Source organism: Bacillus sp. HMSC036E02 (assembly GCF_001836235.1).
In the GTDB taxonomy this organism is placed as follows: Bacteria; Bacillota; Bacilli; order Bacillales; family Bacillaceae_G; genus Bacillus_A; species Bacillus_A cereus.
Genome location: NZ_KV827861.1, coordinates 35138 through 62136, shown reverse-complemented (window position 1 = coordinate 62136; position 26999 = coordinate 35138). Strand labels below are relative to the sequence as shown.

Here is a 26999-nt window from a genome sequence, read left to right as displayed (position 1 = left end):
AAGCTTACATCATATGATGTAAGCTTTTTTTGTTTTTAAAAAGACAACTTTTATACTTGTCGTTTAAAATGAAGAAAACGTAAAAATAAGGGATGGGGAGATAATTGTGAAAGTTGTTATTGCATCTGATTCATATAAAGAAAGCCTAAAAGCTATAGAAGTATGTGGAGCTATTGAAAGAGGTTTTAGAGCAATTTTTCCTAATGCAGAGTATGTGAAAATACCAATTGGAGATGGAGGAGAAGGGACGGTTGAATCACTTGTTGATGCTACAGGGGGGAGAATTATATCAATTAGTGTGACAGGACCGCTTAGAGAAGGTATACAAGCTTTTTATGGCATTTCTAAAGATAAAAAGACAGCGTTTATTGAAATGGCAGCAGCATCAGGATTACAGCACGTTCCAGTAGAAAAGCGCAACCCACTTATTACAACGACAAAAGGAACAGGAGAACTTATATTACATGCGCTAGATCAAGGAGTGGAGTACATAATTTTAGGACTTGGAGGAAGTGCTACAAATGATGGTGGGGCAGGTATGTTAGCAGCTTTAGGAGTAAGATTTATAAATGACAAGGGTGAAGTAATAGATCCATCTGGAGGCACATTACATTCGATTGTTGCTATTGATTTTTCACGAATGGACCCACGCTTAAAGGGGGTAAAGATAGAAGCGGCATGTGATGTGGATAATCCATTAGTCGGAATGCAGGGAGCATCTTTCATATTTGGGAGACAAAAGGGTGCAAATGTAGAGATGATGAAAGAGCTAGATGAGAATTTACAACATTATGCGAATATGCTTAAACAATATGTATCTTTTGATGTATCTGAAATACCTGGTGCAGGGGCAGCGGGAGGAATGGGAGCGGCTGTTATTTCAGTGTTAAAGGGAGACTTGCGGAGGGGCATTGAAATTGTATTAGATTACACAAATTTCAATAAACATATAGAAGATGCAAATCTCATTATAACTGGTGAAGGTAGAATAGATAAACAAACTGCATATGGAAAGGCTCCTGTGGGTGTTGCGGGGCGTGCGAAACGTTTTTCGGTGCCTGTAATTGCTATTGGAGGGTCTGTATCATCTGATTATTCAGCTGTGTACGAGAAAGGAATAGATGCGGTATTTAGTATTACAACGAGACCGATGACACTAGAAGAAGCATATAAAGTAGCAGAAGAAAATATTGAAATGACAACAAAAAATATTGCAATAGTATGGAAAATAGCATCAGAAAAACACTTCTAAATGTAGGAGTGTTTTATTATTATTATTTAATAATAGTGATTGCGATTGTTTCATTAAGTTAACTTTATACATAGAATAGTCTTGAAATTTGGTTTTCAGTATGAATATAAGTGAATAAATTGTATATCCATACAGAAAAATGTCGAGTTGAGTCAGACTATATAAAAGATTTAAAATATTTAGTGAAGGCATAAAAGGGGGATACTATCTATGAAAAAAGAAATCTCAGTTATTGGAGTTCCAATGGATTTAGGACAGATGCGTCGTGGAGTTGATATGGGACCGAGCGCGATCCGTTATGCAGGGGTAATTGAAAGAATTGAAGAAATTGGATATGACGTTAAAGATATGGGAGATATATGTATAGAGAGAGAAAAAGAGATAGATGAAAATACAAAATTAAGAAACCTTACACAAGTTGCAACTGTATGTAATGAATTAGCAAGTAAGGTGGATCATATTATAGAAGAAGGTCGTTTTCCACTTGTATTAGGTGGTGACCATAGTATTGCTATCGGTACATTAGCTGGTGTAGCAAAACATTATAAAAACTTAGGCGTTATTTGGTATGATGCACATGGTGATTTAAATACAGAGGAAACTTCACCATCTGGAAATATTCATGGTATGTCACTTGCAGCAAGTTTAGGTTATGGACATTCTTCACTTGTAGATTTATACGGAGCATATCCAAAGGTGAAAAAAGAGAATGTCGTAATTATCGGTGCGCGTGCATTGGATGAAGGAGAAAAAGATTTCATTCGCAATGAAGGTATTAAAGTGTTCTCAATGCATGAAATTGATCGTATGGGGATGACGGCTGTTATGGAAGAAACAATCGCATATTTATCTCATACTGATGGTGTACACTTATCATTAGATTTAGACGGTCTTGATCCTCATGATGCACCAGGTGTTGGAACGCCTGTAATTGGCGGTCTATCTTATCGTGAAAGTCATTTGGCGATGGAAATGTTAGCAGAAGCTGATATTATCACATCTGCTGAATTTGTTGAGGTAAATACGATTTTAGATGAGAGAAATAGAACGGCAACAACAGCAGTTGCTTTAATGGGTTCTTTATTCGGTGAAAAACTAAAATAAATGTAAGAAAAGCAACTGAGAAGTTGCTTTTTTTATTTGAAAATAGGCGTATAATAATGATTTATATTATACTGTACAATAAAAATGTTTGACATCTTACCAATTTGAGCTAAAGGGGGTTGTTTGTAATTGTCGTTTGTTTCATGTATGGTATAATTAACTAGTTGTTGGAAATACATACAGATAGAGCATAAAACAATATTTCAATATATGGATAGAATTGCTCGTAAGTAGGAGGAAGGGATAGCATGCCTTTTGAAGATACGACCATTTTGAAATATCTTAGTACGGCATTAGATATTGCCATTGTATGGTTTATTATATATAAGCTAATTCTTATAATCCGAGGGACAAAAGCTGTTCAACTTTTAAAAGGGATTACAGTTATTATCGTCGTTAAGATGATCAGTATTTTCCTTGAATTGCGTACGCTATCTTGGCTAACTGAACAAGTATTAACGTGGGGATTTTTAGCCGTTATTATTATCTTTCAGCCAGAATTGCGAAGAGCACTTGAGCAGCTAGGGCGCGGAAGTTTATTTTCGCGTGTTGGAACGCATGAGGATGATGAACCTGAAATGGTTGCAACAGCGATAGCAAAAGCAACCGAATATATGGGGAAACGTAGAATTGGTGCATTAATTACTTTGTCAAAAGAGACCGGTATGGGTGATTATGTGGAAACGGGTATTCCGCTGAATGCAAACGTATCATCGGAATTACTTATTAATATTTTTATTCCAAATACACCTCTTCATGACGGAGCGGTAATTATGCAAGGAAGTACAATTAAAGCAGCAGCATGCTATCTTCCATTATCAGAAAGTCCGTTTATTTCTAAAGAATTAGGAACTAGACATCGTGCTGCAATGGGAGTTAGTGAAGTTACTGATAGTATTACAGTAGTTGTGTCTGAAGAAACTGGTCAAATTTCTTTAACGAAAAATGGTAAGTTGCATCGTGATTTGAAGACAGAACAGCTGAAGGATATGTTATTAGCTGAATTTAGTGGAAACGAAAAAACGACTTCTTCGTCTTTATGGAATTGGAGGAGAAAGCGTCATGGATAAGTTAATGGAGAATCATTGGTTTTTAAAAGGGATCTCATTACTATTGGCGTGTATGCTTTTTATGTCAGCGACGTTAACTGAAAAAAATACGACATCAGGTATATTACCTTTTGCAAATGATACGAAAGAAACATTAACTAATTATGCTATTAATCTTAAGTATGATGAGGAGAAATATATTGTAAGTGGTATTCCGGCAGAGGGCGTTAAAGTAAAATTAGAAGGCCCAAAAGCATCAGTTGCTACAGCAAAAGCAAAAAAACAATTTGACATACCGGTTGATTTGCGAGATAGTCCAAAAGGAACTTATGAGATTTCTTTAAAAACGAACGGGCTTCCAGATGATGTGAAAGGAACAGTTCAGCCATCAACAATTAAAGTTACTCTTCATGAAAAGGCGAGAAAATATGTTCATGTAGATCTGAAATTATCAAATGAGGATCAGATGCCAGCGGGGGCTACTCTAGAAAAATCAAGCCTTAAACCGGATACTGTTGAGGTAGTTGGGACGAAAGAAGAAATTGAAAGCATTTCATCTGCCAAAGCGTATGTTGATTTAAAAGGTGTTAATAAAACTGTTACAAAAACGCCCGAAGTTACATTATACAATAAAGAAGGAAAACGTTTAAATGTAAGAACAAGTCCATCTAAGATTAGTGTAACGTTGAATGTGGCAACGCAAAATACAGCCAATAATACTGAAAAAACTGTTCCTGTAACGTATACGAAGAAGGGGAGTTTAGCAGAAGGATTGGCAGTTACAAATATCAGTGTTGAGCCGAGAGAAGTAACTATAGCAGGTCCAAAAGATATTTTGGATAATATACAATCGCTAGAGGGGGTCGAAGTAGATCTTAGTCAATTGACAGAGTCTACAACATTCGATGCCTCTGTTTTATTACCCAAGGGTGTAACAAGTGCAAAACCGAATCAAGTGAAGGTTTCGGTGGGAGTGCAAAAAACAAAACAAACGAAAACAAAAACGATTGATGGTATCCCAATCCAGAAAAATGGACTTTCTAAAGATGTTACTGCTCAGCTACTTTCGCCGCAAGATGGAAAGATAAGTGTTGATATTTCAGGAGAAGCAAGTATAGTAGATAAAATAACAGCTGCTCAAATAACAGCGGTAATTAATCTGCAAAATGTATCTCCAGGAACGAAAGATATTTCCATTCAAGTGAGTGGTCCTGGTAATATTTCAATAGAGCCAAAACAAAAAAGTGCTAAAGTTACTATTGTGAAGAAAGAAAAACCAGATAAAGAAGTACAGGGTAACGGTCAACAACCGGATTCAAACACCGATCAAGAAAATCAAAATGAGAAACCAAAAAATCCTGAACCTGATTCAGAAAAAGAACAGGAAAAGAATCAAAACCAAAATCAAAATCAAGATAAAGATAAAGAAACGAGTCAAGAACCAACAGTAGATAATCACAATCAAAAAGAGCAAGAAAAAGGAGCGAATCATAATGGGTAAATATTTTGGTACAGATGGAGTACGCGGAGTTGCAAATAAGGAGTTAACACCTGAATTAGCTTTCAAAATTGGACGTTTTGGTGGTTATGTATTAACAAAAGATACAGATCGTCCAAAAGTAATTATCGGTCGTGATACACGTGTATCTGGCCATATGTTAGAAGGAGCTTTAGTAGCAGGGCTATTATCAACTGGAGCAGAAGTAATGCGCCTTGGCGTTATTTCTACACCGGGCGTTGCTTATTTAACAAAAGCACTAGACGCACAAGCGGGTGTTATGATTTCTGCATCTCATAATCCAGTACAAGATAACGGTATTAAATTCTTTGGTTCAGACGGCTTTAAATTAACAGATGAGCAAGAAGCTGAGATTGAAGCTTTATTAGACAAAGAAGTTGATGAACTACCACGTCCGACAGGTACTAATCTTGGACAAGTGAGCGATTACTTTGAAGGTGGACAAAAATATTTACAGTACATTAAACAAACTGTTGAAGAAGATTTCTCTGGCCTACATATCGCTTTAGATTGTGCACATGGTGCAACTTCTTCTCTAGCTCCATACTTATTTGCAGACCTAGAAGCTGATATTTCAACGATGGGAACTTCCCCAAATGGTATGAATATTAATGAGGGTGTAGGATCTACACATCCAGAAGGCTTAGCTGAATTGGTAAAAGAAAAAGGAGCGGATATCGGACTTGCTTTTGATGGCGATGGCGACCGTTTAATTGCTGTAGACGAAAAAGGAAACATCGTTGACGGTGATCAAATTATGTTCATTTGTGCGAAGTACATGAAAGAAACTGGTCAATTAAAACATAATACAGTTGTTTCAACTGTTATGAGTAACTTAGGTTTCTACAAAGCACTTGAAGCAAATAATATTACAAGTGATAAAACAGCAGTTGGTGACCGCTACGTAATGGAAGAAATGAAGCGCGGAGGTTACAACCTAGGTGGAGAACAATCAGGCCATATTATCTTACTTGATTACATTACAACTGGTGATGGAATGTTAAGTGCACTTCAACTTGTAAACATCATGAAAATGACGAAAAAGCCATTATCTGAGCTTGCAGGAGAAATGACGAAATTCCCACAATTGCTAGTAAACGTTCGTGTAACAGATAAAAAATTAGCATTAGAAAATGAAAAAATCAAAGAAATTATTCGTGTTGTAGAGGAAGAAATGAACGGTGATGGTCGTATTCTTGTTCGTCCATCTGGAACAGAGCCACTTATTCGTGTAATGGCAGAAGCACCAACACAAGAAGTTTGTGATGCATATGTACATCGCATTGTAGAAGTTGTGAAAGCCGAAGTTGGCGCTGAATAATTAGCTGAATTTATATGAAAAAGGAGCACAAAAAGTGCTCCTTTTTCATATGTTTTATAGACGATGAAAAAAATTTCATTGACGGTTTATCCATGTTTGTTATAAGATGGTCTTGTTCTTTTTCTCAAAGGAAATATTGTAAGTTATAAAAGCGCCAGAACTACAAATAGTGTAGTTGACGAGGTGGGGTTTATCGAGATTTCGGCGGATGACTCCCGGTTGTTCATCACAACCGCAAGCTTTTACTTAAATCATTAAGGTGACTTAGTGGACAAAGGTGAAAGTGTGATGAGAGAAGAGGAACGGATGAAAACTAGCTGTATAAGTATATACGGACTTAAACCCAATCGAGAGGAAGGTGAAAGCCGTTACAAGCTTACAGGGCTAGCAATATGTAATCCGTTTTTTAGTATAAATAAAAATGGTATCGGACTATGTCGTTACATGTTCGCAGAGCAGTGTAAGCATTTGTAACGGCGACTAAACATGTGTGGAATCGTAGGATTTATTGGAGAGCAAGATGCAAAGGAAATTTTATTAAAAGGTTTAGAAAAGCTAGAATATCGTGGATATGATTCAGCAGGTATTGCAGTACAAGCAGAGAACGGTGTTGTTGTATACAAAGAAAAAGGCCGTATCGCAAAACTTCGTGAAATCGTAGATGAGAACGTAGCAGCAAGCGTAGGTATCGGACACACACGCTGGGCTACACACGGTGTTCCAAGTAAAGTAAACGCGCATCCGCATCAAAGTACATCAAAACGCTTTACATTAGTTCATAACGGTGTAATTGAAAACTATGAATTAGTGAAAAAGGAATATTTACAAGATGTAACGTTCGTAAGTGAAACAGATACAGAGGTTATCGTACAGCTTATGGAACAACAAGTGAGCACAGGATTAAGTGTAGAAGAAGCGTTCCGTAATACGCTATCTCTTTTACATGGCTCTTATGCAATCGGATTACTTGATGCTGAAAATCCAAACATGATTTATGTTGCTAAAAACAAAAGCCCGCTATTAGTAGGTGTTGGTGACAACTTTAATGTTGTGGCAAGCGACGCTATGGCGATGTTACAAGTTACAGATCAATTCATTGAGTTAATGGATAAAGAAATCGTAATCGTAACGAAAGAAAGTATTACAATTAAAAACTTACAAGGTGAAACGATTGAACGTGCACCGTTTACAGCGGAATTAGACGCAAGTGATATTGAAAAAGGAACATATCCTCATTTCATGCTTAAAGAAATCGATGAGCAACCACTTGTAATCCGTAATATAATTCAAAAGTATCAAGATGAAAATGGCGAAATTGAATTAAATCAAGACATCCGCAATGCGATTTTAGATAGCGATCGTATTTACATCATTGCATGTGGAACGAGTTATCATGCAGGTCTTGTTGGAAAACAATTTATCGAGAAGTTTGCAAAAATGCCAGTTGAAGTACACGTGGCAAGTGAATTCTCTTACAACATGCCATTATTAACAGAAAGACCATTCTTCATTTACATTTCACAAAGTGGTGAAACAGCTGATAGCCGTGCAGTACTTGTACAAACAAATGAAATGGGTCATAAAGCATTAACAATTACAAACGTGCCTGGTTCTACGCTTTCTCGTGAAGCTGATTATACACTTCCGTTATACGCTGGACCAGAAATTGCAGTTGCATCAACGAAAGCTTACACAGCACAGCTTGCAGTACTTTCAATTTTAGCGGCTGATATTGCTAAAGCAAAAGGTGAAGTTCTTGATTTCGATTTAACACACGAACTAGGACTTGTAGCAAATGCAATGATAGAACTTTGTGATCAAAAAGAAGAAATGGACGCATTAGCAAAACAATTTTTAGCAACAACGCGTAACTGTTTCTTCATCGGACGTAGCGTAGACTTCTACGTAGGATTAGAAGGTGCGTTAAAACTAAAAGAAATCTCTTACATCCAAGCAGAAGGATTCGCTGGAGGAGAGTTAAAACACGGTACAATCGCTTTAATTGAAAATGGTACACCAGTTATCGCACTTGCTACACAAGAGCACGTAAACCTTGGAATTCGTGGTAACGTGAAAGAAGTAGTAGCACGCGGAGCTAACCCATGTATCATCTCAATGAAAGGCTTAGAAATGGAAGGTGACAGCTTCGTATTACCAGCTGTACACGAAGCGCTAGCACCGCTAGTAGCAGTTATTCCATTACAACTTATCTCATACTACGCAGCACTTCACCGCGAGTGTGACGTTGATAAGCCACGTAACTTAGCTAAGTCTGTTACTGTTGAGTAGGAGATTGGTAGGTTAATAAATATAGTTATGCGTTTGAAATAAATTTTGATAGTTTATAAAAAAGTCTGATCGTTTATAATAAATTAAAACTAAGAAAAGAACTCTGTAAAAATCATTTTACAGAGTTCTTTTAGTTATTTATTGTTTTACATAACAAATTGTTACTTGTTCGTCTATGTGGAAAATCTGTAATGCTTTACCATCTAAATTTTTAACCTCATATGATGAATAAATAGGTCGTTCCAATTTCACTTCTTGACCATTTTGAGTTCCTTTTTCCACCATTAGCGTTAACTGATGGGAAGAAACGTCTGCTTGGTATGTTCCTGTTAAGTAATTATCTTTATTTGGATAAGAACCATTTGCATATGTTTCAAATGTCTTATCTGCTTTTAGGACTAACGTAGTTTTGACTCCGTCTCCGTAATCAATACCCCAATTACCTACAAGCTCTGTACCGTCTTTATAGTTGTTCTGTACATTCTTAAACTTAGCCGAACCCTCGTCTGGTGTATCAATTTTTCCTTTGAATATACCAGTTTTATCTTGGGTACTGTATGTTTTAACTGTATTACCACTAGATAAACTCGGTGAGTTAGAAGAACTAGTACCACTTGTTGTAGAAGTAGTTGTTGAACTACTCTTAGCTTCCGCTTTTAACTTATCAAATACAGGTTTCCAAATGCGTTTTGCTTCATCTAATTTATTGTTTGCTTTATCTATGATTGCATCATCCGTATCTTTAAGTGTTTTAGAGTAATCAAATAACTTCGATACTTCTTTGAAAGATTCTTTTAACTTTTGAACAGCTGTTACAATTTCCTTATGATCTTCCTTGTATTTTCCTGGTGCATCTATACGCTCTATTTTATTAAATACTTTATCTAAGTCTTTAATACTATCTCGTACCTCTTCATTTGACTTACTTCCCTTTTTATTATCCCTCACAGAAGCATCATAGTAATCTAGACGTCTTAATAAGTCTTCTTCAATGTCTACCATAAGTTGTGGGTAATCCTCAGGTAAAACCATAATCATCTTAACATCTTTACTTTCTTCTTTTGAGTTAGTTGATTTTTCCTTTGTTTCAGATGATTTACCTTCTGTCTTAGTTTCTTTACTTTCTTGTTTACCAGATTCAGCATTTGTTTTTTCTTTTTCTCCAAATAAACTAGTTACACTACAAGCTGACATAGAAACTACTAATCCGGATGCTAGTAAAATTTTACCTGTACTCTTTTTGAAATTCTTCATATGATTTTTCAATTCTCCCTCTAAAAACATAAAATAGATGTGCTTTAGCCCCTTTAAAACTAAAAAACATATCCCTTCTATATTTATTTTATAATACCTTTCTATGTGTAATATTTTACAATTAATTACAGATGCGGTCAAAATTTATCTTAGTTTAACGATGTTTACAAAAAAGATGCGAAGCTTTATTCTTCAAGTAAAGATTCTAAGTGAGTTTTGATTAAAATTTTTTTATAAAAATCTCATACTTAGTTAAAAAGAGTAATTCTATTTTGATCAATCGCTTTTTCAAAATGGATTTTTTGTTGTTAAATAAAGATTTATGACTTCATTTTTATCAAATTTTATTCCAAACCAACATATAGTTATAGCTTTAAAATAAATTTACAAATTTGTATCTAAAAGGGGTATTTTTGTGTCGAAAAAGAACATCTAAAATTGATAAGCGGAAAGAGCCCTATAGATTAAAGTTTTACTTTATCGGATTCACTTTTATTTATCTGAATTTTCCGTTAATATTTTAAGTATCCGTGAACAATTTCCTTTATTACGACAAGAAGAGACGGTAGATTCATGGACATTACAAGGGGGCTTATTATATGAAAGTGAAAGCAAAAACATATTTAAGTATAGAAGAGATTATTTCATTACCAACCGTATCAAGTACAAACATAAGTGATGATGGTAAAAACGTAGCATTTGTTAAGAAGACGGCTGATTGGAAAGACAATATATATAGGAATCATGTATGGATATATGAAAAAGATAAGAAGCAGAGTTACCCATTATCAAATGGTGATATAGATAGTACACACCCATTATGGTCTCCAGATGCTAGGTGTATCGCATATCTTAGTCGAGTTGGTGATGGGGGAAATCAGATATTTGTTAAGTCACTAGATGATTATAGAGAGGTTCAAATTACTGATGAGAAAGAAGGAGTCAGTACATTCAAATGGGGTCCTACTGGCAAGGGTCTTTATTATGTTACGCAGTCAAAAGAATGTGAAGAGATAAAGAAACGTAAGAACCTATATGGAGATTTTCAACATATAGGTAAGGAACACCAGAATAATTGTTTATATTACATTGAAATAGAAAAGGTGATACAAAGTGATACAGATGAACACGAGAACAGAGTTGTTTATCAATTAACGGATGGTAAGGATTTTCATATCCATGAATTTGATATTTCAAATGATGGTAAAAAGGTTGTATTTATGGCGACACCAAGCTCAAATATGGCAGATTATATAAATGGAGATCTATACATACTCCATATTAAAGCTGGAGAGCTACAAAAGCTGAATGTGGATAAGTTGTTGGGAGGGAGTGTTTGCTTTTCTCCTGACGGCAGTAAAATATGTTACACAGCAAGCATAAGAGAGAAGGATTACTATAGAAACCATATACAAGATAGTACGTTAGAGATATATGATATGAATACTGGAGAGGTAATTCAGCCTCTAACAAACTTTGATAGTACAGTTATGCCATTACAGTGGACAGCTAAAGGAATTTTAATTAGATGGCAGGATAAAACGAATTATCGTATTGGATTACTAGCTGAAGATGGCACTGTGGAAGCATTAAGCGACAAGGTAGATGGCTTTATAATGGATGCCTCTATAACAAAGGATGGAAATCATATAACCTATAATAAGGCTATAACAAATGAAACCTTTGAAATCTATTTAGACGATAAAAAAATAACGGATGAAAATAGCTTTTTCAAAGGGAAACTTAAAAGTAACAGGGAAATCATCTCATGGAAAAGTAGTGATGGTCTTGAAATAGAAGGTGTTTTATCAACGCCAGTAGAGTTTGACACTAATAAAAAATATCCTTTATTAGTAGTAATTCACGGTGGTCCGGCTTGGGCATCTTTTCCGATATTTTCAGACTGCTTCAATGAGAAATATCCGATTGAACAGTTTGTTGAAAAAGGCTTTATCGTTTTAGAGCCAAATTACAGAGGAAGTTCAGGTTATGGTAATGAATTTTTAAAAGCTAACTATAGAAAACAGGGGATTGCTGACTACGACGATGTTATATCAGGAGTTGATAAACTAGTTGATCAAGGGATAGTAGATAAAGATAGAGTAGGAGTTATGGGATGGAGCAATGGTGGATATGTATCAGCTTTTTGTTCTACATTTAGTAGCAGGTTTAAAGCTATTTCAGTTGGCGGTGGAATAACTAACTGGAGTACCCATTATGTAAATACAGATATACCTTACTTTATTAGAATGTATTTAGGAAATACTCCATGGAATGATCCAGATATATATACGAAGACATCACCTATGACGTATATTAAATCAGCTTGTACGCCTACCTTAATTCAACATGGGGAAAAGGATGCAAGAATTCCGATTACAAATGCATATGATCTATATCAAGGATTAATGGATATGGAAGTTGATACAGAATTAATTATATTTAAAGGAATGGCATATAGTTCTGACCAACCAGGAGTTCATGTGGCTATTATGAAGCAGAACTTGATGTGGTTTTCACACTATATGCTTGAAGAGAGTATGGAGGGTTTTAGGACTTTGTAATAGATGTTTGTACAAGATATATGATTGAAACGGTCTTCATATTGAGATGATTTATTATAAAATATATACTTAAACTACTATCAGTACATATATCAGGGAGGACTAATATGACAGGAAATAAAAATGACTTATTAGTAGAAAAACGTGAAGAGTTATTGAAAGTATTGCAAGCTCGTTTTGAGAAAAACATGAACCGCCATGAAGGTCTTGAATGGGCTAAAGTTGAAGCGAAGATAGAAGCTAATGCTGAAAAATTATGGTCACTTAACGAAATGGAAGTAACTGGTGGTGAGCCGGATGTTATTGGTTATGATGAAGAAAAGGACGAATATATTTTCTATGATTGTTCAAAGGAGAGTCCTAAAGGCCGCAGAAGTCTTTGTTATGATCTTGAAGCGTTAGAATCAAGAAAAAAGCATAAACCAGAAAATAACGCTATTGATGTGGCGGCCGCTATGGGTATTGAGTTATTAACGGAAGAACAATATCGAGAGTTACAACAACTTGGAGATTTTGATATGAAATCATCGAGTTGGGTACAAACACCTTCAGATATTAGAGAGCTTGGTGGTGCTCTATTTTGCGATTATCGCTTTGGACATGTTTTCGTGTACCACAATGGAGCAGACTCTTACTATGCTGCCAGAGGTTTTCGTGGTTCGTTAAAAGTTTAAATTAGGATAAATAAGAAAAAGAGCCTATATTCAGGCTCTTTTTCTTATTTATATTTTAAAAGTAAATTGTTACTACGCAGTTTTACTTAATTTATATATTCCGTGGTTGTTTTTACGGAAAAGTTTAGGGAAAACATAGCCATCTAATCCAATACGTCCAGCGTTCTGCCCTGCAACTAAAATGAACATAGTCAAAATAAGCAGGTTTGGGTTTACACTAACAGTTCCGCTTAATAAAAATGAAAGATTCATTATGATTCCGAAAAATGCAGCTGTTTTTGTTAATCCGCCTAAAATCAAACCTAGACCTACTAAAATTTCTCCCCATTGAACTAAAAAGCTAAATAGGTCTGCGTTTGGAAGGACAAAATGTTGAAGAAAATCTGCCCACCAACTTTGTACTGCAGGATGGTCACCTGATGCTTGAGCAATAGCACCCTTTAGAAAACCGCTTGCGTCAAAAGATTGTCCGAAGACTTTGCCTATCCCAGCAGCGAGCCATGTATATCCTATGTAAAGCCGTAAAAGTAATAATATGAAAGTAGCACGTTTATCAGTTCTTAAAAAATTGATAACCATTGAAATCCCTCCAATATTGTATTTACACGTTTATTATATATCCAATGTGAAAAGATTCACAATGGAGAGAATGTGAACAAGGATAGGTTGTGAATAATTGTTTTATTTTTTGTAACATTTTATCTGCTTTGATAAACTAAGAATAGAGATATATGTAAAGGAGACAAAGACTCAATATGTGGATGAACTTGTAATGATTAGAAACTAGATAGATAAATTTTGCTCTCATAAGCGAGGGTTTATTTAGTTATCTGTAAATCATTCAAGGAATGCATACTTGGCTTGTACATCCCTTTTATAAGGATAGGTGCCTATTTTATGTATCTGTCTTTTTTGTGGGAAAGTTTATATCTCTTATATAAAATATGCGTCCTTTAAACTTGGAGGAGTATATGATGAACCAATTAAAAAATAAAGTAGCAGTTATTACAGGGGTAAGTCGTCTAGATGGTATAGGGGCAGCGATTTGTAAAGAATTAGCTGAATCAGGATACGATATATTTTTTACGTATTGGACAGCTTACGATAAAGAGATGCCTTGGGGCGTTGATAAAAATGAACAAATACAATTAAAAGAAGAGTTACTAAAAAACGGTGTTAAAGTATCAAGTATGGAGTTAGATTTAACTCAGAATGATGCACCAAAAGAGCTTATAAATAAAGTTACTGAACAATTAGGGTACCCTCATATATTAATTAATAATGCAGCATATTCTACGAATAATGATTTCTCTACGTTGACTGCTGAAGAATTAGATAAGCATTATATGGTAAATGTTCGTGCGACTACATTGCTCAGTAGTCAATTTTCCCGGGGATTTGATAAGAAATCTGGTGGTAGAATTGTTAATATTACTTCGGGGCAATTTCAAGGTCCTATGGCAGGAGAACTAGCTTATGCGACAACGAAGGGAGCTATTGATGCTCTTACTAGTACGTTGTCAGCAGAGGTAGCTCATTTAGGAATAACAGTGAATGCAATTAATCCAGGACCAACCGATACAGGATGGATGACTGAAGAGATAAAACAAGGGTTAAAGCCGATGTTTCCTTTTGGCAGAATTGGTGAGCCAAGGGATGCAGCTAGACTCATTAAATTTCTAGTAAGTGAAGAAGCCGAGTGGATTACTGGGCAAGTTATTCATTCAGAAGGTGGATTTAAAAGATAAAAAAGAAGGCATCTCACCAGGGTGAGATGCCTTCTTTTTTAATCTTTCTTCAATCTTCGTGCAACACCATTCCCTAAAGACTGTAATCCTTGAACGAGGATAATTAAAATAAAGACAGTTGCATACATTACTTCAGGCTCGTAGCGTAAATGTCCGAAGCGGTATGCTAAATCCCCTAGCCCGCCAGCACCTACAAGGCCAGCCATTGCTGTTGCGCCGATTAAGCCGATCGTTGCGATTGTTAATCCGAGTACAAGGGAGGGACGTGCTTCTTTCACCATAACGTGCCAAATGATTTTTATAGTAGAAACGCCCATCGCTTGGTAGGCTTCAATGACACCGCGATCGACTTCTAGTAAAGCTGTCTCCATTAAACGTGCGATATAAGGGGCTGTGAAGACGACAAGCGGTACGATAACACCTTGCACGCCAATGGACGTTCCCATTAGAAACTTTGTAAAAGGTAAGATGAAGAATAATAGAATGATAAATGGAAGAGAGCGAATGATATTAATAATTGTATTAAGAATAGGATAGATGATTTTATTTTCACGTTGCCCACCAGGTCTCGTTAAAACAAGTGTGACGCCAAGTGGCAGTGCAATAAGGATCGAGATGAGTAATGAAATAGATGTCATTTGAAATGTTTGGATTGTTGCTTCCCATATGACTTTACCCCATTCATCCAAAAAGGACTTGTTTCCCATAGTCTGTTCTACCTCCTTCTACGATGATTCCTTGCCCTTGTAAAAATGATAAAACACGGTGGATTTCATTTTGTTCCCCTTGCATATGAACGACTAGTTTCCCATATGTTTCATGTTTTAACTGCGTAATATTACCGGATAAAATATTCGGATACACTTGGAAACGTTTTGTGGCAACGGCTAAGGCAGGTTCCCCTGAAGTAGTGCCAATAAATGAAAGTGTTACAATTTCTCCAGTACTTTGTAGTTCTTTCTGTACCTCTTCTGGAATTTTCGCTGCAAATGCGCTATTTACAAATTTCTTCGTTGTTACATGTTGTGGGTTTGTGAAAATATCTTTTACAGTCCCACTTTCGACTACAGATCCATGTTCCATAACAGCAACGCGGTCACATATACGCTGGATGACATTCATTTCATGTGTAATGAGTAAAATCGTAATTCCGATTTCTTCGTTAATCTTTAATAACAAATCAAGGATAGAATCGGTTGTTTCGGGATCTAATGCGCTCGTTGCTTCATCACTTAATAACACTTCAGGTTCATGTGATAGCGCACGAGCAATTGCAACACGCTGTTTTTGACCACCAGAAAGTTCGCTTGGATACGCATCTTTTCGATTAAAAAGATCGACAATGCGTAAATACTTTTCTACTCTTTTTTCAATTTCTGCTTTTGGAATGCCAGCAAGCCGTAACGGTAATGCGATATTTTCATAAACGGTAACAGTTTTAAGTAAATTGAATCCTTGGAAGATCATTCCGATTCTTTGTCTCGCTTTTGCTAGTTCTTTTGTCGATAATGTTGTTAAGTCTTGTTGGTTTACAATGATATTTCCTGTCGTTGGTTTTTCTAATAAATTTACACATCGAATCAATGTACTTTTACCAGCGCCACTATACCCAATGATTCCAAATACCTCGCCTTTTTCTACTTTAAGGGAAGTAGACTTAAGAGCCTCAACATTCCCTTTTTTTGTTGTAAATACTTTGGATATGTTTTGTAATTCAATCATTATCGTCAGCTCCTACCAAGATGGTAAAACTGAACCATCAAATTTTTTCTCGATAAACTCTTTTACTTCCTTAGACTGATAAGCTTTCTTTAATTTATTTACAACGGCATCATCTTTATTTTCAGTACGAACAACGACCCAGTTCACATATGGTGAATCTTTTCCTTCGCGGAAGATAGAATCTTTCGCTGGACTTAATTTTGCACCTAATGCAAAGTTTGTGTTAATAGCAGCTGCTTTCACTTCACTTAGTTGTGTTGGTAATTGAGATGCCTCTAATTCGACAATCTTTAATTTTTTTGGATTTTCAATTACATCTTTTGCAGTCGCTTTTTCTGTAGCCTTCGGATCAACTTTTAAAACCCCTGCTTTTTCAAATAATTTTAAAGCTCGAAGTTCATTCGTTGGGTCATTTGGTACAGCAATTGCGTCGCCCTCTTTTAAGTCTTTTACATCTTTTATATCTTTAGAATATACGCCCATAGGGAATGTTACTGTTGAAAATACTTCAGCTAATTTCATATTGCGTTCAGCTTTAAATACATCTAAATACGATTTCGTTTGGTAGCTATTTACATCAAGGCTTTTTTCATCTAAAGATACGTTTGGCGCTACATAATCATTAAATACTTTTATATCAATTTCGAGACCATCTTTTGCTGCAACTTCTTTTACCTTTTCAAAAATTTGTTCATGTGGTCCACCTGTTACACCGACAGTAATCTTTTTCTCGTCTAATGCTTTTACCTCTTTATCTGAACTCACGCTACATGCGCCTAATAATAATACTGCTCCGCTTACAATGCTTAATAATACCTTTTTCATCTATAAATCCCCCTTCATATACGTTCCAAAATAAAAAGCACCTCCCAAAAATAAGAGAGGTGCCGAATAGACGAAATAGATTCCTCTCTTATCTTCCAAAACGAAAACTCGTTTTGCAGGAATTAGCACCTTAGCTTATACGTCATAAGCTCGGTTGCCGGGCATCATCGGGCCAGTCCCTCCGCCACTCTTGATAAGAGTATGTGTATGTAGTTTTGAATATGGTACTAATAGTAAATCTTACAAAAAGAATTGTCAATAATATTTTCAGAATATATTTTACTTTAAGGTAATCGAAACGTTCCCCTTTTTATGTCCTTTTTCTACATATATATGAGCTTCAGCAATTTCTTCTAATCGGTAAGTTCTATCAATAACAGGTTTTAGCTTTTCTGTTTCAGCTAGTTGTTTTAGCAGGTTCATATCTTCTTTACTGACCTTTGCCATCATTCCGTTCACAGATACATATTTTCCATTAGGCATTAATGCATCTGTACAAAGAGACTTTTTATATTTTCCAACTGCATCAAATATAATATCGTAGTGCTCGCCCCGCTTAGTAAAATCTTCTTTCATATAATCAATTACGTTGTCTGCCCCTAAAGTTGTTACTAAATCGAAATTCGAACTACTACAAATGGCTGTGACAGTCGCCCCGAAGTATTTAGCAAGTTGTATGGCAGCTGTCCCTACTGACCCAGAGGCGCCATATATAAGTACTCGTTGCCCTTTTTTTATCTGTCCTTTTCTAAGGAAGTGCAATGCTGAAGTTCCGCCGAAAGGAATAACGGCAGCTTCTTCATATGTCACATTGGTAGGTTTTAATGCTATTAATCCACTTTCATGCACGCATGTGTATTCCGCATAACCACCAAGGTTTAGTTCTGTTAATGCAAAAACTTGATCTCCTTTTTTAAATTGTGTTACATCTGTTCCAATGTCTTCAATTTCACCGGATAACTCTACGCCAAGTATAGGTTTTCTCGGTTTTCTGAAACCTAATATGATCCGCATAGGAATCCAAAATAAGAGTGGGCTATTAAAGCCACGTATTCTACAATCTCCAGTCGATACACTTGTTGCGTGAATTTTAACTAATACTTCATTTTTTTTAGGTTTAGGCTTTTCTACATTTTGAAGCTGGAGAACATTAGGTGGTCCGTACTTTGTACAAATAATCGCTTTCATAATGACCTCCTGAAATGAGTTGTTATTATTTACATCATATTTAAACTTTTTCTCAAACATGTTGTTATATAGGAAATAAATTTAAAGATAAATATTACGAATTATATAGATTTCATAGGAAAAGAGATGATATTATTTTTGGGAAGGAGGGGACGTTATGAAAAAACTTATTTTAATTTCAAGTTTAGTACTTGCAGTCGGTCTAGGAGTAGGGTGTAGTAATGAGAAAACAAAAAAGACTGACGAACCGAAAAAAGAAGCTGTGCAGAAAGAAAAGGAATTAACAGCGAAGGATGTTTTTAATAAAGCGAATGAAGCTTTTAAAAACGAAGAAAATGTAACGATGACATATGATGTGGGAATAAAGGCTGAAGGAACAGAGATGAATGTAATAAAGGCTAAAATGCAACTAGAGCCGAAGAAAAAAAATTCTCGTTCTGAAATGAATGTTTCTGGTACAGAGGTTGTTGTTTATGATGTGGGTGGCAAAATTGCTGGTCAGTTAAAAAATCCTAATACGGGTGAAATTATGTCTGTACCAGAGGAACAATTGAATGCTAACGGAATGAACGCGACTCAAGGAATGGTAGATAATTTAGAGATTCCATCGGAAATTTTAAATAAAGTGAAGATGGAGAAAAGTGGAGATAATTATAAGCTGAAGTTTGCATTAAAAGGGCAAGAGACAGAGAGTATGTTAGCTAGTATGGATGAAAAGCAGAAACAAATGCTACAAGGCCAAAATGCAAAGATAGAAGAAATAGATGGGGAATATATTATTACAAAAGATTTTAAATATGAATCAGCAAAGATAGATATGGTTATGAGTAGCAATGGTGAGGATAAAGCGCACATTATTACGGATGCAAAGTTTACATCGTATGATAAATTTGATCCAATACAATTGCCAGCAGCAAAGTAATCACTGTCAAGAGAGGTACCTGAAAGAACGGGTATCTCTTTTTGTTGCTAATAAGGAGAGTGTCCTTTGAAAAAAAGAAAGATAGCAGTGGTCATTGTCGCATATACGGTTTTGCTTGCAACGTCTGTACATACGTATAAAAAACAAATTGATCATCCTATTATGAGTGATGTAGGTAAATTGCTTCCGACAAAAATAAAACGTGTTGAAGGTGCTACGGAAGAGCACTCGTTAATAAAATTAGTGCGAGATGCAAAAGTTTCAGGAGAGAAAATTTCCATTGCAGGCATGCAACATAGCCAAGGAGGACAGACATATTATCCGAATGGAACGATGCTCGATATGAAAGGATATAATAAAATATTAGAATTTGATCCAGAGAAGAAGCGGATTACAGTTCAAAGTGGTGTCACCTGGAATGATATTCAGAAGAAAATAAATCCTTATGGCCTTGCGGTACAGGTCATGCAGTCTCAAAATATTTTTACTGTTGGCGGTTCATTAAGTGTAAATGTACACGGGCGTGATATTCGTCATGAGGCACTGATTGATACAGTAGATTCATTTAGATTGTTAATGGCAGATGGCACGGTACGTAATGTAAGTAGAGAAGAAAATGCAGAGTTATTTCCATATGTCATTGGGGGTTACGGTTTATTTGGAGTTATTTTAGATGTGACGCTGAAGTTAACAGATGATGAATTATATGAAATGCACACGAGAATGATAGATTATAAAGAATACGCATCTTATTTCAAAGAGAAAGTGAAAAGAGATGAGAATGTTCGTATGCACTTAGCGCGTATTTCTGTTGCTCCAAATTCATTTTTAAAAGAGATGTATGTGACAGATTATACTTTGGCACAAAATCAAAATATGAGAGAAGAGTACAGTGAATTAAAGGAAGAAAATATTATAGCTGCACCGAAATTTTTACTTGGTTTATCACGTTATAGTGATTGGGGAAAGAATACATTTTGGGATATACAAAGAGGTTATTTTGAACGTACAGATGGAAATTATGAGACGCGTAATAATGTTATGAGATCAGATAGTGCTTTTATGGAATATGAAAATCCAAATAGGACCGAAGTGTTACAAGAATACTTTGTGCCTATAGATGCTTTCACAGAGTATATAGATGATTTACGTAACGTATTAAATGAAGAAGAGTTTAATTTACTCAACATTACGATTCGTTACGTGGAAAAGAATGAAAATGCAGTTTTGTCCTATGCGAAAGATGATATGTTTGCGCTGGTTCTTTTGATTAACCAGGGACGCTCAGAGAGTGAGATAAAGAAAACAGAGGATGTCATTCGAAAGATGATTGATGTTACTTTAAAGCATAATGGTAGTTACTATTTGCCGTATTATTCTTATCCAACGAAAGAGCAGTTAAAGAGGGCATATCCTCGCATTGAAGAATTTCTCAAGAAAAAGAAGGAAGTAGATTCAGAAGAGAGATTTGTGAATTTATTTTATAGGGAGTATACGAAATGACATATAGAAGATTTGTGGCTTCGCAAAGTATCATCATGATGGCAGGAAGTATGGTATTTCCTTTTTATATATTATTGCTTCGAAACGTTGGAAATAGCTTCTCGCAATTTGGCTGGGCGTATGGCTTATTTGCTTTAACATCAGCACTTGTATATCCACTAGTGGGAAAGGTATCTGATCAAGTAGGGGATAAAAAATTATTAATCATATACGCTTGGTCCATGGCAATCTTAATGCTTTGCTTTCCAATTGCCACGGAAGTTTGGCATGTGTATATTCTTCAAATTGTAATGGGCGTTTTAGGTGCTGTGCAGCGTAATACTGAGAAGACTTCGTTAGCACGAAAGGTTGCGCAGGAAAAGGCTGGTTATGAGATTGGAAAATACCATGTGTGGACATCCATTGGCGGAGCAGTAGCGGTTATTGCCACGGGATATTTAGTAGATTTCTTTACAATTGGTACAATTTTTTATATTGCATCTATTTTATATGTAGTGAGCGGGATTGTATTAAGTAGTAAAAAAATATAACTATTCCTATTTTCACCTTAATACCCTTTATTTGTTATACTAAAAGGGAATACAAAAGAAAAGGGGACAGTGCCTTTGATGAAATTTGTAGTTTTAGCTATTCTTACTTTGTTTTTGATTCCATGGACAAGAAGTAGTAGTAAGCTTCGAGCAGTGGATAAGAAGGGAGATAAGAAGGTTGTAAAGGGTAAGAAATCATCTATTTTAGTTATTCCTGTTTTATTTTGGATAGGTATTGCAATCTATGAATACTTTTGGCTAATTGATGATCGAGTAGATTCGATTCTTACTCATTATTCTGTTGCAGTAGCAATTTTAATTGGGCTTGTTTTATTTTCACAAGATCAAATAGGGAAATTAGAAGGTACATTAAAAGGACTTCTAATGTTTATTTTACTCGCAAGTTACGGCTACTTTGGTTATTTGCACGATATAGTAATCTCGCAAAAGAAATATGATTCTGTTGTTAGGGTAGAGAAAGATATTTCAGAGCCATTTACTGAAAATGACCAGCCGTTTACAGTGCCGCCAAAGACAGCGGAGAATAAGATGAAAAAAGTATTTGGTGATATTCCAAAAGTAGCTTATTTTGAGCTAGGAGAATTAACGCCACAAATGATAAACGGCGAAGCTTTATATGTAGCGCCGATTGAAGTTTCAGGTTTTTTTAAAGCACGTAAAGCTGAGACAATTCCAGGGTATGTAACGATGTCAGGTACGAATCCTGATGCGGAAGCGAAACTGCACCTCGGTTATAAAATGAAATATGTGCCAAGCATGTTTTTTGGTAATAATTTAGAGCGTGTGGTAAGGCAAGCAGAACCAAATTTAATCTTTAAAGGAAAACCTAAATTTGAGGTTGATGATAAAGGAAAACCATATTATACAATGACGTATGGTGAATTTATTTCAGGAAGATCTGGATTTGAGGTAGAAGGTGTTGTCGTAGTAGATGCACAAACAGGTGAAGTGAAAAGATATGATAAAGGAAAGGCACCTAAATTTGTTGATGGTGTATTAAATCATGAGACTGCATCTACGTTAAATACGTACTTTGGTAAATATATTCACGGATTTTGGAATACGAAATTTTCACAAACAGATATGAAAATTCCGACTGAGTGGGGAACGAAAGAAGGCGTGACCCCGATTTTTGGTAAAGATGGAACACTGTATTATTTTACAGACTTTACTTCTCCAAAAGAAGGAGTAGATTCAGCTCTAGGCTATTCATTAGTAGATGCACGCACAGGCAAGCTATATTATTATAATGGAAAAGAAGTAAAGGGGATTATGGATGGTTCAGCAGCTACAGAAGTAGTGGATAATTCCTTTAAGAGAGAGAAATGGCATGGGACAATGCCTGTCATTTATAACGTATACGGTAAACCAGCTTGGATTATTCCGGTTGTTGATGACGGAGGCCTAGTACGTGCGCATACAGTTGTATATGCTGCTAATGCAAAAATATTTGCGACAGGTTCTTCGCAGAAAGAAGCGCTTGAGAATTATAAAAACGTAATGAGCGGTAATGGTGATACATTTAGACCAACCTCAACAGGAAAAGAAGCGCAAAAAGAAGGTATTGTACAACGTGTATATAAAGAAAAATCTGGTGAAAATACAATCGTGTACGTACTTTTAGAGAATGAACAAAAGGTATTTATGATACCAGTGAAGAAATTTCCATATGCTATGTTTACAGAAGTAGGAGATCCAATTCAAATTACATATTTAGATACGGGAGAGACGATGGCCTCGGTATCTAAATTTACGAATAGCAATGTGAAAAAGTAAAGCGGTAGAATTTCTATCGCTTTTTTTACATTATGAAAGAGGAAAATGCACTGTACTTGACGTATGTTTATGATGTAACTATAATTGTTACGATTCAGTGTGTATAGGAAAGGGTGAATTGAAAAAGTGAATGAAGTTAATCACGAAATATATAAACCTGTAAAGGCAAACAGGTTGTGGATGATTCTTGTATTAGGGACACTTACGGCAATTGGGCCATTATCTATTGATATGTATTTGCCTTCATTACCGAAGTTAACGGATGACTTGCAAACAGGTGCATCCCTAGCGCAGCTTACATTAACAGCTTGTTTACTTGGGCTTTCAGTAGGGCAATTATTTGTTGGCTCAATTAGTGATATTTACGGAAGACGCAAACCACTTATTATTGCTCTTATTATTTATGTTGCTTCTTCTTTACTTTGTGCTGTTGCGCCATCTATTTGGACATTAGTATTATTGCGCTTCCTACAAGGAGCTTCAGGATCAGCCGGGATTGTTATATCACGTGCGATGGTAAGAGATATGTACTCAGGTTCTGAAATGACGAAGTTTTTCTCACTGCTTATGTTAGTAAACGGAGCAGCACCTATTTTGGCACCGATTATTGGGGGGCAATTGTTACAGTTTACAACGTGGCGCGGTGTTTTCATCGTTCTTGGAGCAATTAGCGTATTCATGTTAATCTCAGCTACTTTTGTATTACGTGAAACATTACCTCCTGAAGAAAGAGAAACGGGTGGTTTGTCAGGGACTTTGGCGACGTACGGAAAATTGTTAAAGGACCGTCTGTTTATGGGATATGCATTGTCACAAGGATTAGTAACAGCGGCAATGTTTGCATACATTTCGGGCTCACCATTTGTGTTGCAGAACATATACGGAGCATCACCACAGCAATTTAGTTTATTCTTTGCGATTAACGGCATCGGTATTATTATTGCTAGTCAGGTAACGGGTCGTTTAGCGGGGAAAGTGAATGAGAAGACATTATTTGTTGCGGGTATTATTATCGCAGCTGTTGGTGGTCTATCTTTACTACTGACAATCGTACTAGGAATAGGTTTAATTGGTGTTTTATGTTCGTTATTCCTTGTTGTATCAAGTGTCGGGGTTGTATCAACAACTGGGTTCTCATTAGCGATGAGAAATCAGAAACAAGCTGCAGGAACAGCATCAGCTTTATTAGGTTTATTACAGTTTATTTCAGGAGCTCTTGTTGCTCCGCTAGTAGGTATCGGTGGAAGTAATACAGCATTACCGATGGGTATTGTTATTGCGCTTTGTGAAGTAGGAGCAGTGTTATGTTATCTATTTATGGCCAGAAGAAGTGAGAAACAGTTTGAACTGCAACAAAAACAAAATCTAGAGGCTTAACAAAAAAGAACTGATTCAAAGGGAATGTTTGAATCAGTTCTTTTTTCATTTCTTTGAAATACCTCATACAGTTTTGTAAGGTGATGTAGTAAAGCATTGCAAAAATTATTTGTATAAAGTGACGATACTGTGACAAACATGTTGGTATATATATTACGGTGTCGTCTTAAGTGTAAAAAGTAGGATGTTCTCGGTATAATAACAAGTGGAGATAAAAGAAACTATAATGAGTAATAGTTGTAGATAAAAGGAGAAGAAGAGATGAAGAAGGTTTTGGGTATTGCCGTAATGGGAGGAATGCTCCTTCTAGCAGGATGTAATGGAAATAAAGATACGAAAGAACCGAAAGAAAAGGTAGAGCAATCTACAGAACAAACAGAAGAGATGAAAGAATACCGTGCAGTACATGAAAAATACGATATGAAAATGAATAAAGAAATTAATAAAGCACTGCAGTTATTTGAAGTAGCAAAAGAAAAGGGCGGTAAGGAAATAACGACTGCTACATATAAAGAAGATGTGCAAAAGGTAACAACGAGCATGTTAGAAGATATTGATCATATACGTAAAGAAATTCGTGTGCCGAAGTCGAAAGAGCAAGAACATGAAGTATATGTTGGTTTCTTGAATGAATCGGAGCAAGCAATGAAAAAATTACAGAAGTTAGCTAAAGAAGAAGATTCATCGTTGATTCGTGATATAGAAATTAATTTTGCAACAGCATCAACATACTATAAACGTTTTCAAGCAGAAATGAAAAAATAACCTTGCCTGTGCAAGGTTATTTTTTCTTCTTACTACCGCCTACTTCTTTATTTTATTTCTCTTTTGTATTCTTTTTTCGTTCCATCAGAGAAGACAACTTCTAAATCAAATTTTTGATAGTCTTTATCAAGTTTGAACACGTTCACTACTTGATCGATTACTTCTTGGTCAGCAGTATTTTTATCAAATTTTAATTCTTGTAAGAGTGGGCTTAATTTTGTGATAGCCTCGTCTCCTGTTAATTTTACATCTGCTTTATGATCTTCAATTTTTGCTTCCATTTTCTTATCAGCTGCTACATTTTTATAGTCTGCTTCGTAGTCTTTCTTTGTATCTTGGTAGTCTGCCTTTAAATCGAATTCATTGAAGTTTAGTTTTAAATCTGCAGGAGCCTCATTTTTTGCTTCTTCAGTCGTCTTTTTATTAGAAGTTGTGTCTTCTTTTGCAGGAGCTTTACATCCTGTTAATGCAGGTACTAGCATAAGAGCTAATAAAACTGATAGTAGAATTCTCATTATAAATTCCTCCTTATGTAAATTCGTTCTATACAAGTTTTTCCCAAAAACATGTAATTATGTATGTGTTGAAAATAAATTATTATTCTGTAGTTGCAAGGGCTAATCCGCAATTTAAATCAAAAAAGATTTGTATGTATATGGTAAATTGAAGTTGTGAGGAGGGGCTAAAATGCATGAAGAATATAAAGAGATAATAAAAAAATCAATTGAATATATAGAGAATCACTTACATGAGGAGCTTACAACAGAAAGAGTGGCATCTCACAGTGCAGTATCGATGTACCATTTTCATCGCATCTTTCAAAGATATGTTGGGATGAGTGTAACAGATTATATTCGAAAGAGAAGGTTAACTCATGCTGCGCAAGTTTTAGTGTCAACGGAGAGAGCTGTTATTGATATTGCAGTGCAATACGGTTTTTCCTCACAAGAGGCATTTACGAGAGCTTTTAAAAGAATGTTTCAATTGCCACCAAAGAAATATCGAAAGTACTTTCAGTCATTTTATATAGAAAGAGAGGGTGTTTCAATGCAAAAAGGTATACCGAAAGGATGGATCTTAAGTGGAAGTCATCCTGCTGAATATGAGATGGGTTTAGATTATGAAGTTGTCCATCAGGGGAAAGTATCTGCATACATAAAAGCAAAAGAGAATGTTACGCACGGAGGATTTTCAACATTAATGCAAATGTTCCGAGCGGATAAATATGTAGGAAAGAGATTACGTTTTACAGCATTTATTAAGAGTGAAAATGTAAGAGATTGGGCAGGATTGTGGATGCGAGTAGATGGAAAAGATACAGAACCGCTCGCTATGGATAATATGCAAAATCGCCCCATTAAAAATACGAATAACTGGCAATCGTACTCGGTTGTATTAGATATAAAAGAAGAAGCACTTGGTATTGCATTTGGTGTTTTATTATCAGGAGAAGGTTGTGTGTGGCTAGATAGTATTCGATTTGATGAAGTAGATGAAAAAATTCCTTCAACAGATTTGGCAGAGAACTTTTATGAAACACTTTTAGAAGAGCCAGTGAATCTACAATTTGAAGAAGTAGAAAAATAAAAAACAAGG

Annotated in this window: 24 protein-coding genes and 1 riboswitch; of the genes, 17 read left to right on the top strand and 7 right to left on the bottom strand. The window is 35.7% G+C overall.

The genetic code is table 11. The features are described 5' to 3' along the window. Window positions 1–106: 106 nt before the first annotated feature. The 7 genes from HMPREF2590_RS23640 to glmS all read left to right on the top strand — a co-directional run bounded on the left by HMPREF2590_RS23640 (window position 107) and on the right by glmS (window position 8534). Window positions 107–1252: a glycerate kinase gene (locus tag HMPREF2590_RS23640; RefSeq protein WP_000869582.1), complete on the top strand. Its 1146-nt coding sequence runs from the start codon at window positions 107–109 to the stop codon at window positions 1250–1252. Window positions 1253–1462: 210 nt separating this feature from the next. After that, a complete protein-coding gene (gene rocF / locus HMPREF2590_RS23635; protein ID WP_000711563.1) occupies window positions 1463–2356 on the top strand; it encodes an arginase in 894 nt (297 codons plus the stop codon). A 248-nt stretch (window positions 2357–2604) separates the two neighbouring features. Further along, complete coding sequence (gene cdaA / locus HMPREF2590_RS23630) at window positions 2605–3426, top strand: diadenylate cyclase CdaA (protein WP_001115697.1); 822 nt, start codon at window positions 2605–2607, stop codon at window positions 3424–3426. Then, the gene (locus HMPREF2590_RS23625; RefSeq protein WP_000359598.1) at window positions 3419–4906 is read left to right on the top strand and encodes a CdaR family protein; all 1488 of its coding nucleotides are present in this window, start codon (window positions 3419–3421) and stop codon (window positions 4904–4906) included. The genes cdaA and HMPREF2590_RS23625 overlap by 8 nt, the downstream gene beginning before the upstream one ends. After that, a complete protein-coding gene (gene glmM, locus HMPREF2590_RS23620; protein WP_000521476.1) occupies window positions 4899–6245 on the top strand; it encodes a phosphoglucosamine mutase in 1347 nt (448 codons plus the stop codon). Before HMPREF2590_RS23625 ends, glmM begins: the two co-directional genes overlap by 8 nt. 288 nt (window positions 6246–6533) lie before the next feature. Continuing rightward, on the top strand, window positions 6534–6719 hold the full coding sequence (locus HMPREF2590_RS23615) for a hypothetical protein (RefSeq protein ID WP_001206405.1): 186 nt from the start codon (window positions 6534–6536) through the stop codon (window positions 6717–6719). 12 nt (window positions 6720–6731) lie between these two features. Further along, window positions 6732–8534, top strand: a complete 1803-nt coding sequence (glmS, locus tag HMPREF2590_RS23610) for a glutamine--fructose-6-phosphate transaminase (isomerizing) (protein WP_000334163.1) — start codon at window positions 6732–6734, stop codon at window positions 8532–8534. A gap of 138 nt (window positions 8535–8672) precedes the next feature. Here glmS and HMPREF2590_RS23605 read toward each other — a convergent pair whose 3' ends face one another. Continuing rightward, complete coding sequence (locus HMPREF2590_RS23605) at window positions 8673–9800, bottom strand: DUF3994 domain-containing protein (protein ID WP_074596557.1); 1128 nt, start codon at window positions 9798–9800, stop codon at window positions 8673–8675. A 587-nt stretch (window positions 9801–10387) separates the two neighbouring features. On the opposite strand from HMPREF2590_RS23605, the gene HMPREF2590_RS23600 reads away from it, so the two are divergent. Together HMPREF2590_RS23600 and HMPREF2590_RS23595 are read left to right on the top strand one after the other, a co-directional pair. Beyond that, window positions 10388–12352 (top strand): S9 family peptidase, encoded by a 1965-nt coding sequence (locus HMPREF2590_RS23600; protein ID WP_000864887.1) that lies wholly within the window; start codon window positions 10388–10390, stop codon window positions 12350–12352. A gap of 107 nt (window positions 12353–12459) precedes the next feature. Beyond that, on the top strand, window positions 12460–13026 hold the full coding sequence (locus HMPREF2590_RS23595) for a DUF4256 domain-containing protein (RefSeq protein ID WP_000147387.1): 567 nt from the start codon (window positions 12460–12462) through the stop codon (window positions 13024–13026). 72 nt (window positions 13027–13098) lie between these two features. On the opposite strand, the gene HMPREF2590_RS23590 is transcribed toward HMPREF2590_RS23595, so the two are convergent. Beyond that, entirely contained in the window at window positions 13099–13605 is a 507-nt protein-coding gene (locus HMPREF2590_RS23590; protein WP_000236366.1) for a DoxX family membrane protein, read from the bottom strand. Between the two features lie 392 nt (window positions 13606–13997). Here HMPREF2590_RS23590 and HMPREF2590_RS23585 point away from each other — a divergent pair, with 392 nt between their 5' ends. Then, window positions 13998–14774, top strand: coding sequence for an SDR family oxidoreductase (locus HMPREF2590_RS23585; RefSeq protein ID WP_002098920.1), 777 nt, complete (start codon window positions 13998–14000; stop codon window positions 14772–14774). 38 nt (window positions 14775–14812) lie between these two features. Here HMPREF2590_RS23585 and HMPREF2590_RS23580 read toward each other — a convergent pair whose 3' ends face one another. The 4 genes from HMPREF2590_RS23580 to HMPREF2590_RS23565 form a co-directional block, all read right to left on the bottom strand. Then, window positions 14813–15481, bottom strand: a complete 669-nt coding sequence (locus HMPREF2590_RS23580; RefSeq protein ID WP_000527151.1) for a methionine ABC transporter permease — start codon at window positions 15479–15481, stop codon at window positions 14813–14815. After that, window positions 15456–16496, bottom strand: a complete 1041-nt coding sequence (locus tag HMPREF2590_RS23575; protein ID WP_000571622.1) for a methionine ABC transporter ATP-binding protein — start codon at window positions 16494–16496, stop codon at window positions 15456–15458. The genes HMPREF2590_RS23580 and HMPREF2590_RS23575 overlap by 26 nt, the downstream gene beginning before the upstream one ends. A 12-nt stretch (window positions 16497–16508) precedes the next feature. Beyond that, window positions 16509–17321 carry a MetQ/NlpA family ABC transporter substrate-binding protein gene (locus HMPREF2590_RS23570; protein ID WP_000756992.1) on the bottom strand — a complete coding sequence of 271 codons (813 nt, stop codon included), beginning with the start codon at window positions 17319–17321 and terminating at the stop codon, window positions 16509–16511. Between the two features lie 85 nt (window positions 17322–17406). Beyond that, a riboswitch (SAM riboswitch) is annotated at window positions 17407–17521 on the bottom strand. 79 nt (window positions 17522–17600) lie between these two features. Beyond that, window positions 17601–18509, bottom strand: a complete 909-nt coding sequence (locus HMPREF2590_RS23565; protein WP_000643864.1) for an NAD(P)-dependent alcohol dehydrogenase — start codon at window positions 18507–18509, stop codon at window positions 17601–17603. Window positions 18510–18666: 157 nt separating this feature from the next. On the opposite strand from HMPREF2590_RS23565, the gene HMPREF2590_RS23560 reads away from it, so the two are divergent. From HMPREF2590_RS23560 to HMPREF2590_RS23535, 6 genes are all read left to right on the top strand, one after another. Continuing rightward, the gene (locus HMPREF2590_RS23560; protein ID WP_000733612.1) at window positions 18667–19431 is read left to right on the top strand and encodes a DUF6612 family protein; all 765 of its coding nucleotides are present in this window, start codon (window positions 18667–18669) and stop codon (window positions 19429–19431) included. A gap of 66 nt (window positions 19432–19497) precedes the next feature. Further along, the gene (locus HMPREF2590_RS23555; RefSeq protein WP_000746284.1) at window positions 19498–20934 is read left to right on the top strand and encodes an FAD-binding oxidoreductase; all 1437 of its coding nucleotides are present in this window, start codon (window positions 19498–19500) and stop codon (window positions 20932–20934) included. Further along, the gene (locus HMPREF2590_RS23550) at window positions 20931–21464 is read left to right on the top strand and encodes an MFS transporter (RefSeq protein WP_000222367.1); all 534 of its coding nucleotides are present in this window, start codon (window positions 20931–20933) and stop codon (window positions 21462–21464) included. Before HMPREF2590_RS23555 ends, HMPREF2590_RS23550 begins: the two co-directional genes overlap by 4 nt. A 78-nt stretch (window positions 21465–21542) precedes the next feature. Continuing rightward, entirely contained in the window at window positions 21543–23261 is a 1719-nt protein-coding gene (locus HMPREF2590_RS23545) for a DUF3981 domain-containing protein (RefSeq protein WP_003311616.1), read from the top strand. A 117-nt stretch (window positions 23262–23378) separates the two neighbouring features. Further along, the gene (locus HMPREF2590_RS23540) at window positions 23379–24638 is read left to right on the top strand and encodes a multidrug effflux MFS transporter (protein ID WP_223153447.1); all 1260 of its coding nucleotides are present in this window, start codon (window positions 23379–23381) and stop codon (window positions 24636–24638) included. A 261-nt stretch (window positions 24639–24899) separates the two neighbouring features. Further along, entirely contained in the window at window positions 24900–25403 is a 504-nt protein-coding gene (locus tag HMPREF2590_RS23535; RefSeq protein WP_000756516.1) for a hypothetical protein, read from the top strand. A 47-nt stretch (window positions 25404–25450) separates the two neighbouring features. On the opposite strand, the gene HMPREF2590_RS23530 is transcribed toward HMPREF2590_RS23535, so the two are convergent. Beyond that, window positions 25451–25918 carry a YusW family protein gene (locus HMPREF2590_RS23530; protein ID WP_001221553.1) on the bottom strand — a complete coding sequence of 156 codons (468 nt, stop codon included), beginning with the start codon at window positions 25916–25918 and terminating at the stop codon, window positions 25451–25453. A gap of 172 nt (window positions 25919–26090) precedes the next feature. Here HMPREF2590_RS23530 and HMPREF2590_RS23525 point away from each other — a divergent pair, with 172 nt between their 5' ends. Beyond that, window positions 26091–26990 (top strand): helix-turn-helix transcriptional regulator, encoded by a 900-nt coding sequence (locus tag HMPREF2590_RS23525; RefSeq protein ID WP_000544203.1) that lies wholly within the window; start codon window positions 26091–26093, stop codon window positions 26988–26990. Window positions 26991–26999 lie beyond the last annotated feature (9 nt).

Bases quoted from the DNA above. Each gene is read 5' to 3' on its own strand.
- rocF (WP_000711563.1), top strand. From the start codon at position 1,463: ATGAAAAAAGAAATCTCAGTTATTGGAGTTCCAATGGATTTAGGACAG.
- cdaA (WP_001115697.1), top strand. From the start codon at position 2,605: ATGCCTTTTGAAGATACGACCATTTTGAAATATCTTAGTACGGCATTA.
- HMPREF2590_RS23625 (WP_000359598.1), top strand. From the start codon at position 3,419: ATGGATAAGTTAATGGAGAATCATTGGTTTTTAAAAGGGATCTCATTA.
- glmM (WP_000521476.1), top strand. From the start codon at position 4,899: ATGGGTAAATATTTTGGTACAGATGGAGTACGCGGAGTTGCAAATAAG.
- HMPREF2590_RS23615 (WP_001206405.1), top strand. From the start codon at position 6,534: ATGAGAGAAGAGGAACGGATGAAAACTAGCTGTATAAGTATATACGGA.
- glmS (WP_000334163.1), top strand. From the start codon at position 6,732: ATGTGTGGAATCGTAGGATTTATTGGAGAGCAAGATGCAAAGGAAATT.
- HMPREF2590_RS23600 (WP_000864887.1), top strand. From the start codon at position 10,388: ATGAAAGTGAAAGCAAAAACATATTTAAGTATAGAAGAGATTATTTCA.
- HMPREF2590_RS23595 (WP_000147387.1), top strand. From the start codon at position 12,460: ATGACAGGAAATAAAAATGACTTATTAGTAGAAAAACGTGAAGAGTTA.
- HMPREF2590_RS23590 (WP_000236366.1), bottom strand. From the start codon at position 13,605: ATGGTTATCAATTTTTTAAGAACTGATAAACGTGCTACTTTCATATTA.
- HMPREF2590_RS23585 (WP_002098920.1), top strand. From the start codon at position 13,998: ATGATGAACCAATTAAAAAATAAAGTAGCAGTTATTACAGGGGTAAGT.
- HMPREF2590_RS23580 (WP_000527151.1), bottom strand. From the start codon at position 15,481: ATGGGAAACAAGTCCTTTTTGGATGAATGGGGTAAAGTCATATGGGAA.
- HMPREF2590_RS23575 (WP_000571622.1), bottom strand. From the start codon at position 16,496: ATGATTGAATTACAAAACATATCCAAAGTATTTACAACAAAAAAAGGG.
- HMPREF2590_RS23570 (WP_000756992.1), bottom strand. From the start codon at position 17,321: ATGAAAAAGGTATTATTAAGCATTGTAAGCGGAGCAGTATTATTATTA.
- HMPREF2590_RS23565 (WP_000643864.1), bottom strand. From the start codon at position 18,509: ATGAAAGCGATTATTTGTACAAAGTACGGACCACCTAATGTTCTCCAG.
- HMPREF2590_RS23560 (WP_000733612.1), top strand. From the start codon at position 18,667: ATGAAAAAACTTATTTTAATTTCAAGTTTAGTACTTGCAGTCGGTCTA.
- HMPREF2590_RS23550 (WP_000222367.1), top strand. From the start codon at position 20,931: ATGACATATAGAAGATTTGTGGCTTCGCAAAGTATCATCATGATGGCA.
- HMPREF2590_RS23545 (WP_003311616.1), top strand. From the start codon at position 21,543: ATGAAATTTGTAGTTTTAGCTATTCTTACTTTGTTTTTGATTCCATGG.
- HMPREF2590_RS23535 (WP_000756516.1), top strand. From the start codon at position 24,900: ATGAAGAAGGTTTTGGGTATTGCCGTAATGGGAGGAATGCTCCTTCTA.
- HMPREF2590_RS23530 (WP_001221553.1), bottom strand. From the start codon at position 25,918: ATGAGAATTCTACTATCAGTTTTATTAGCTCTTATGCTAGTACCTGCA.
- HMPREF2590_RS23525 (WP_000544203.1), top strand. From the start codon at position 26,091: ATGCATGAAGAATATAAAGAGATAATAAAAAAATCAATTGAATATATA.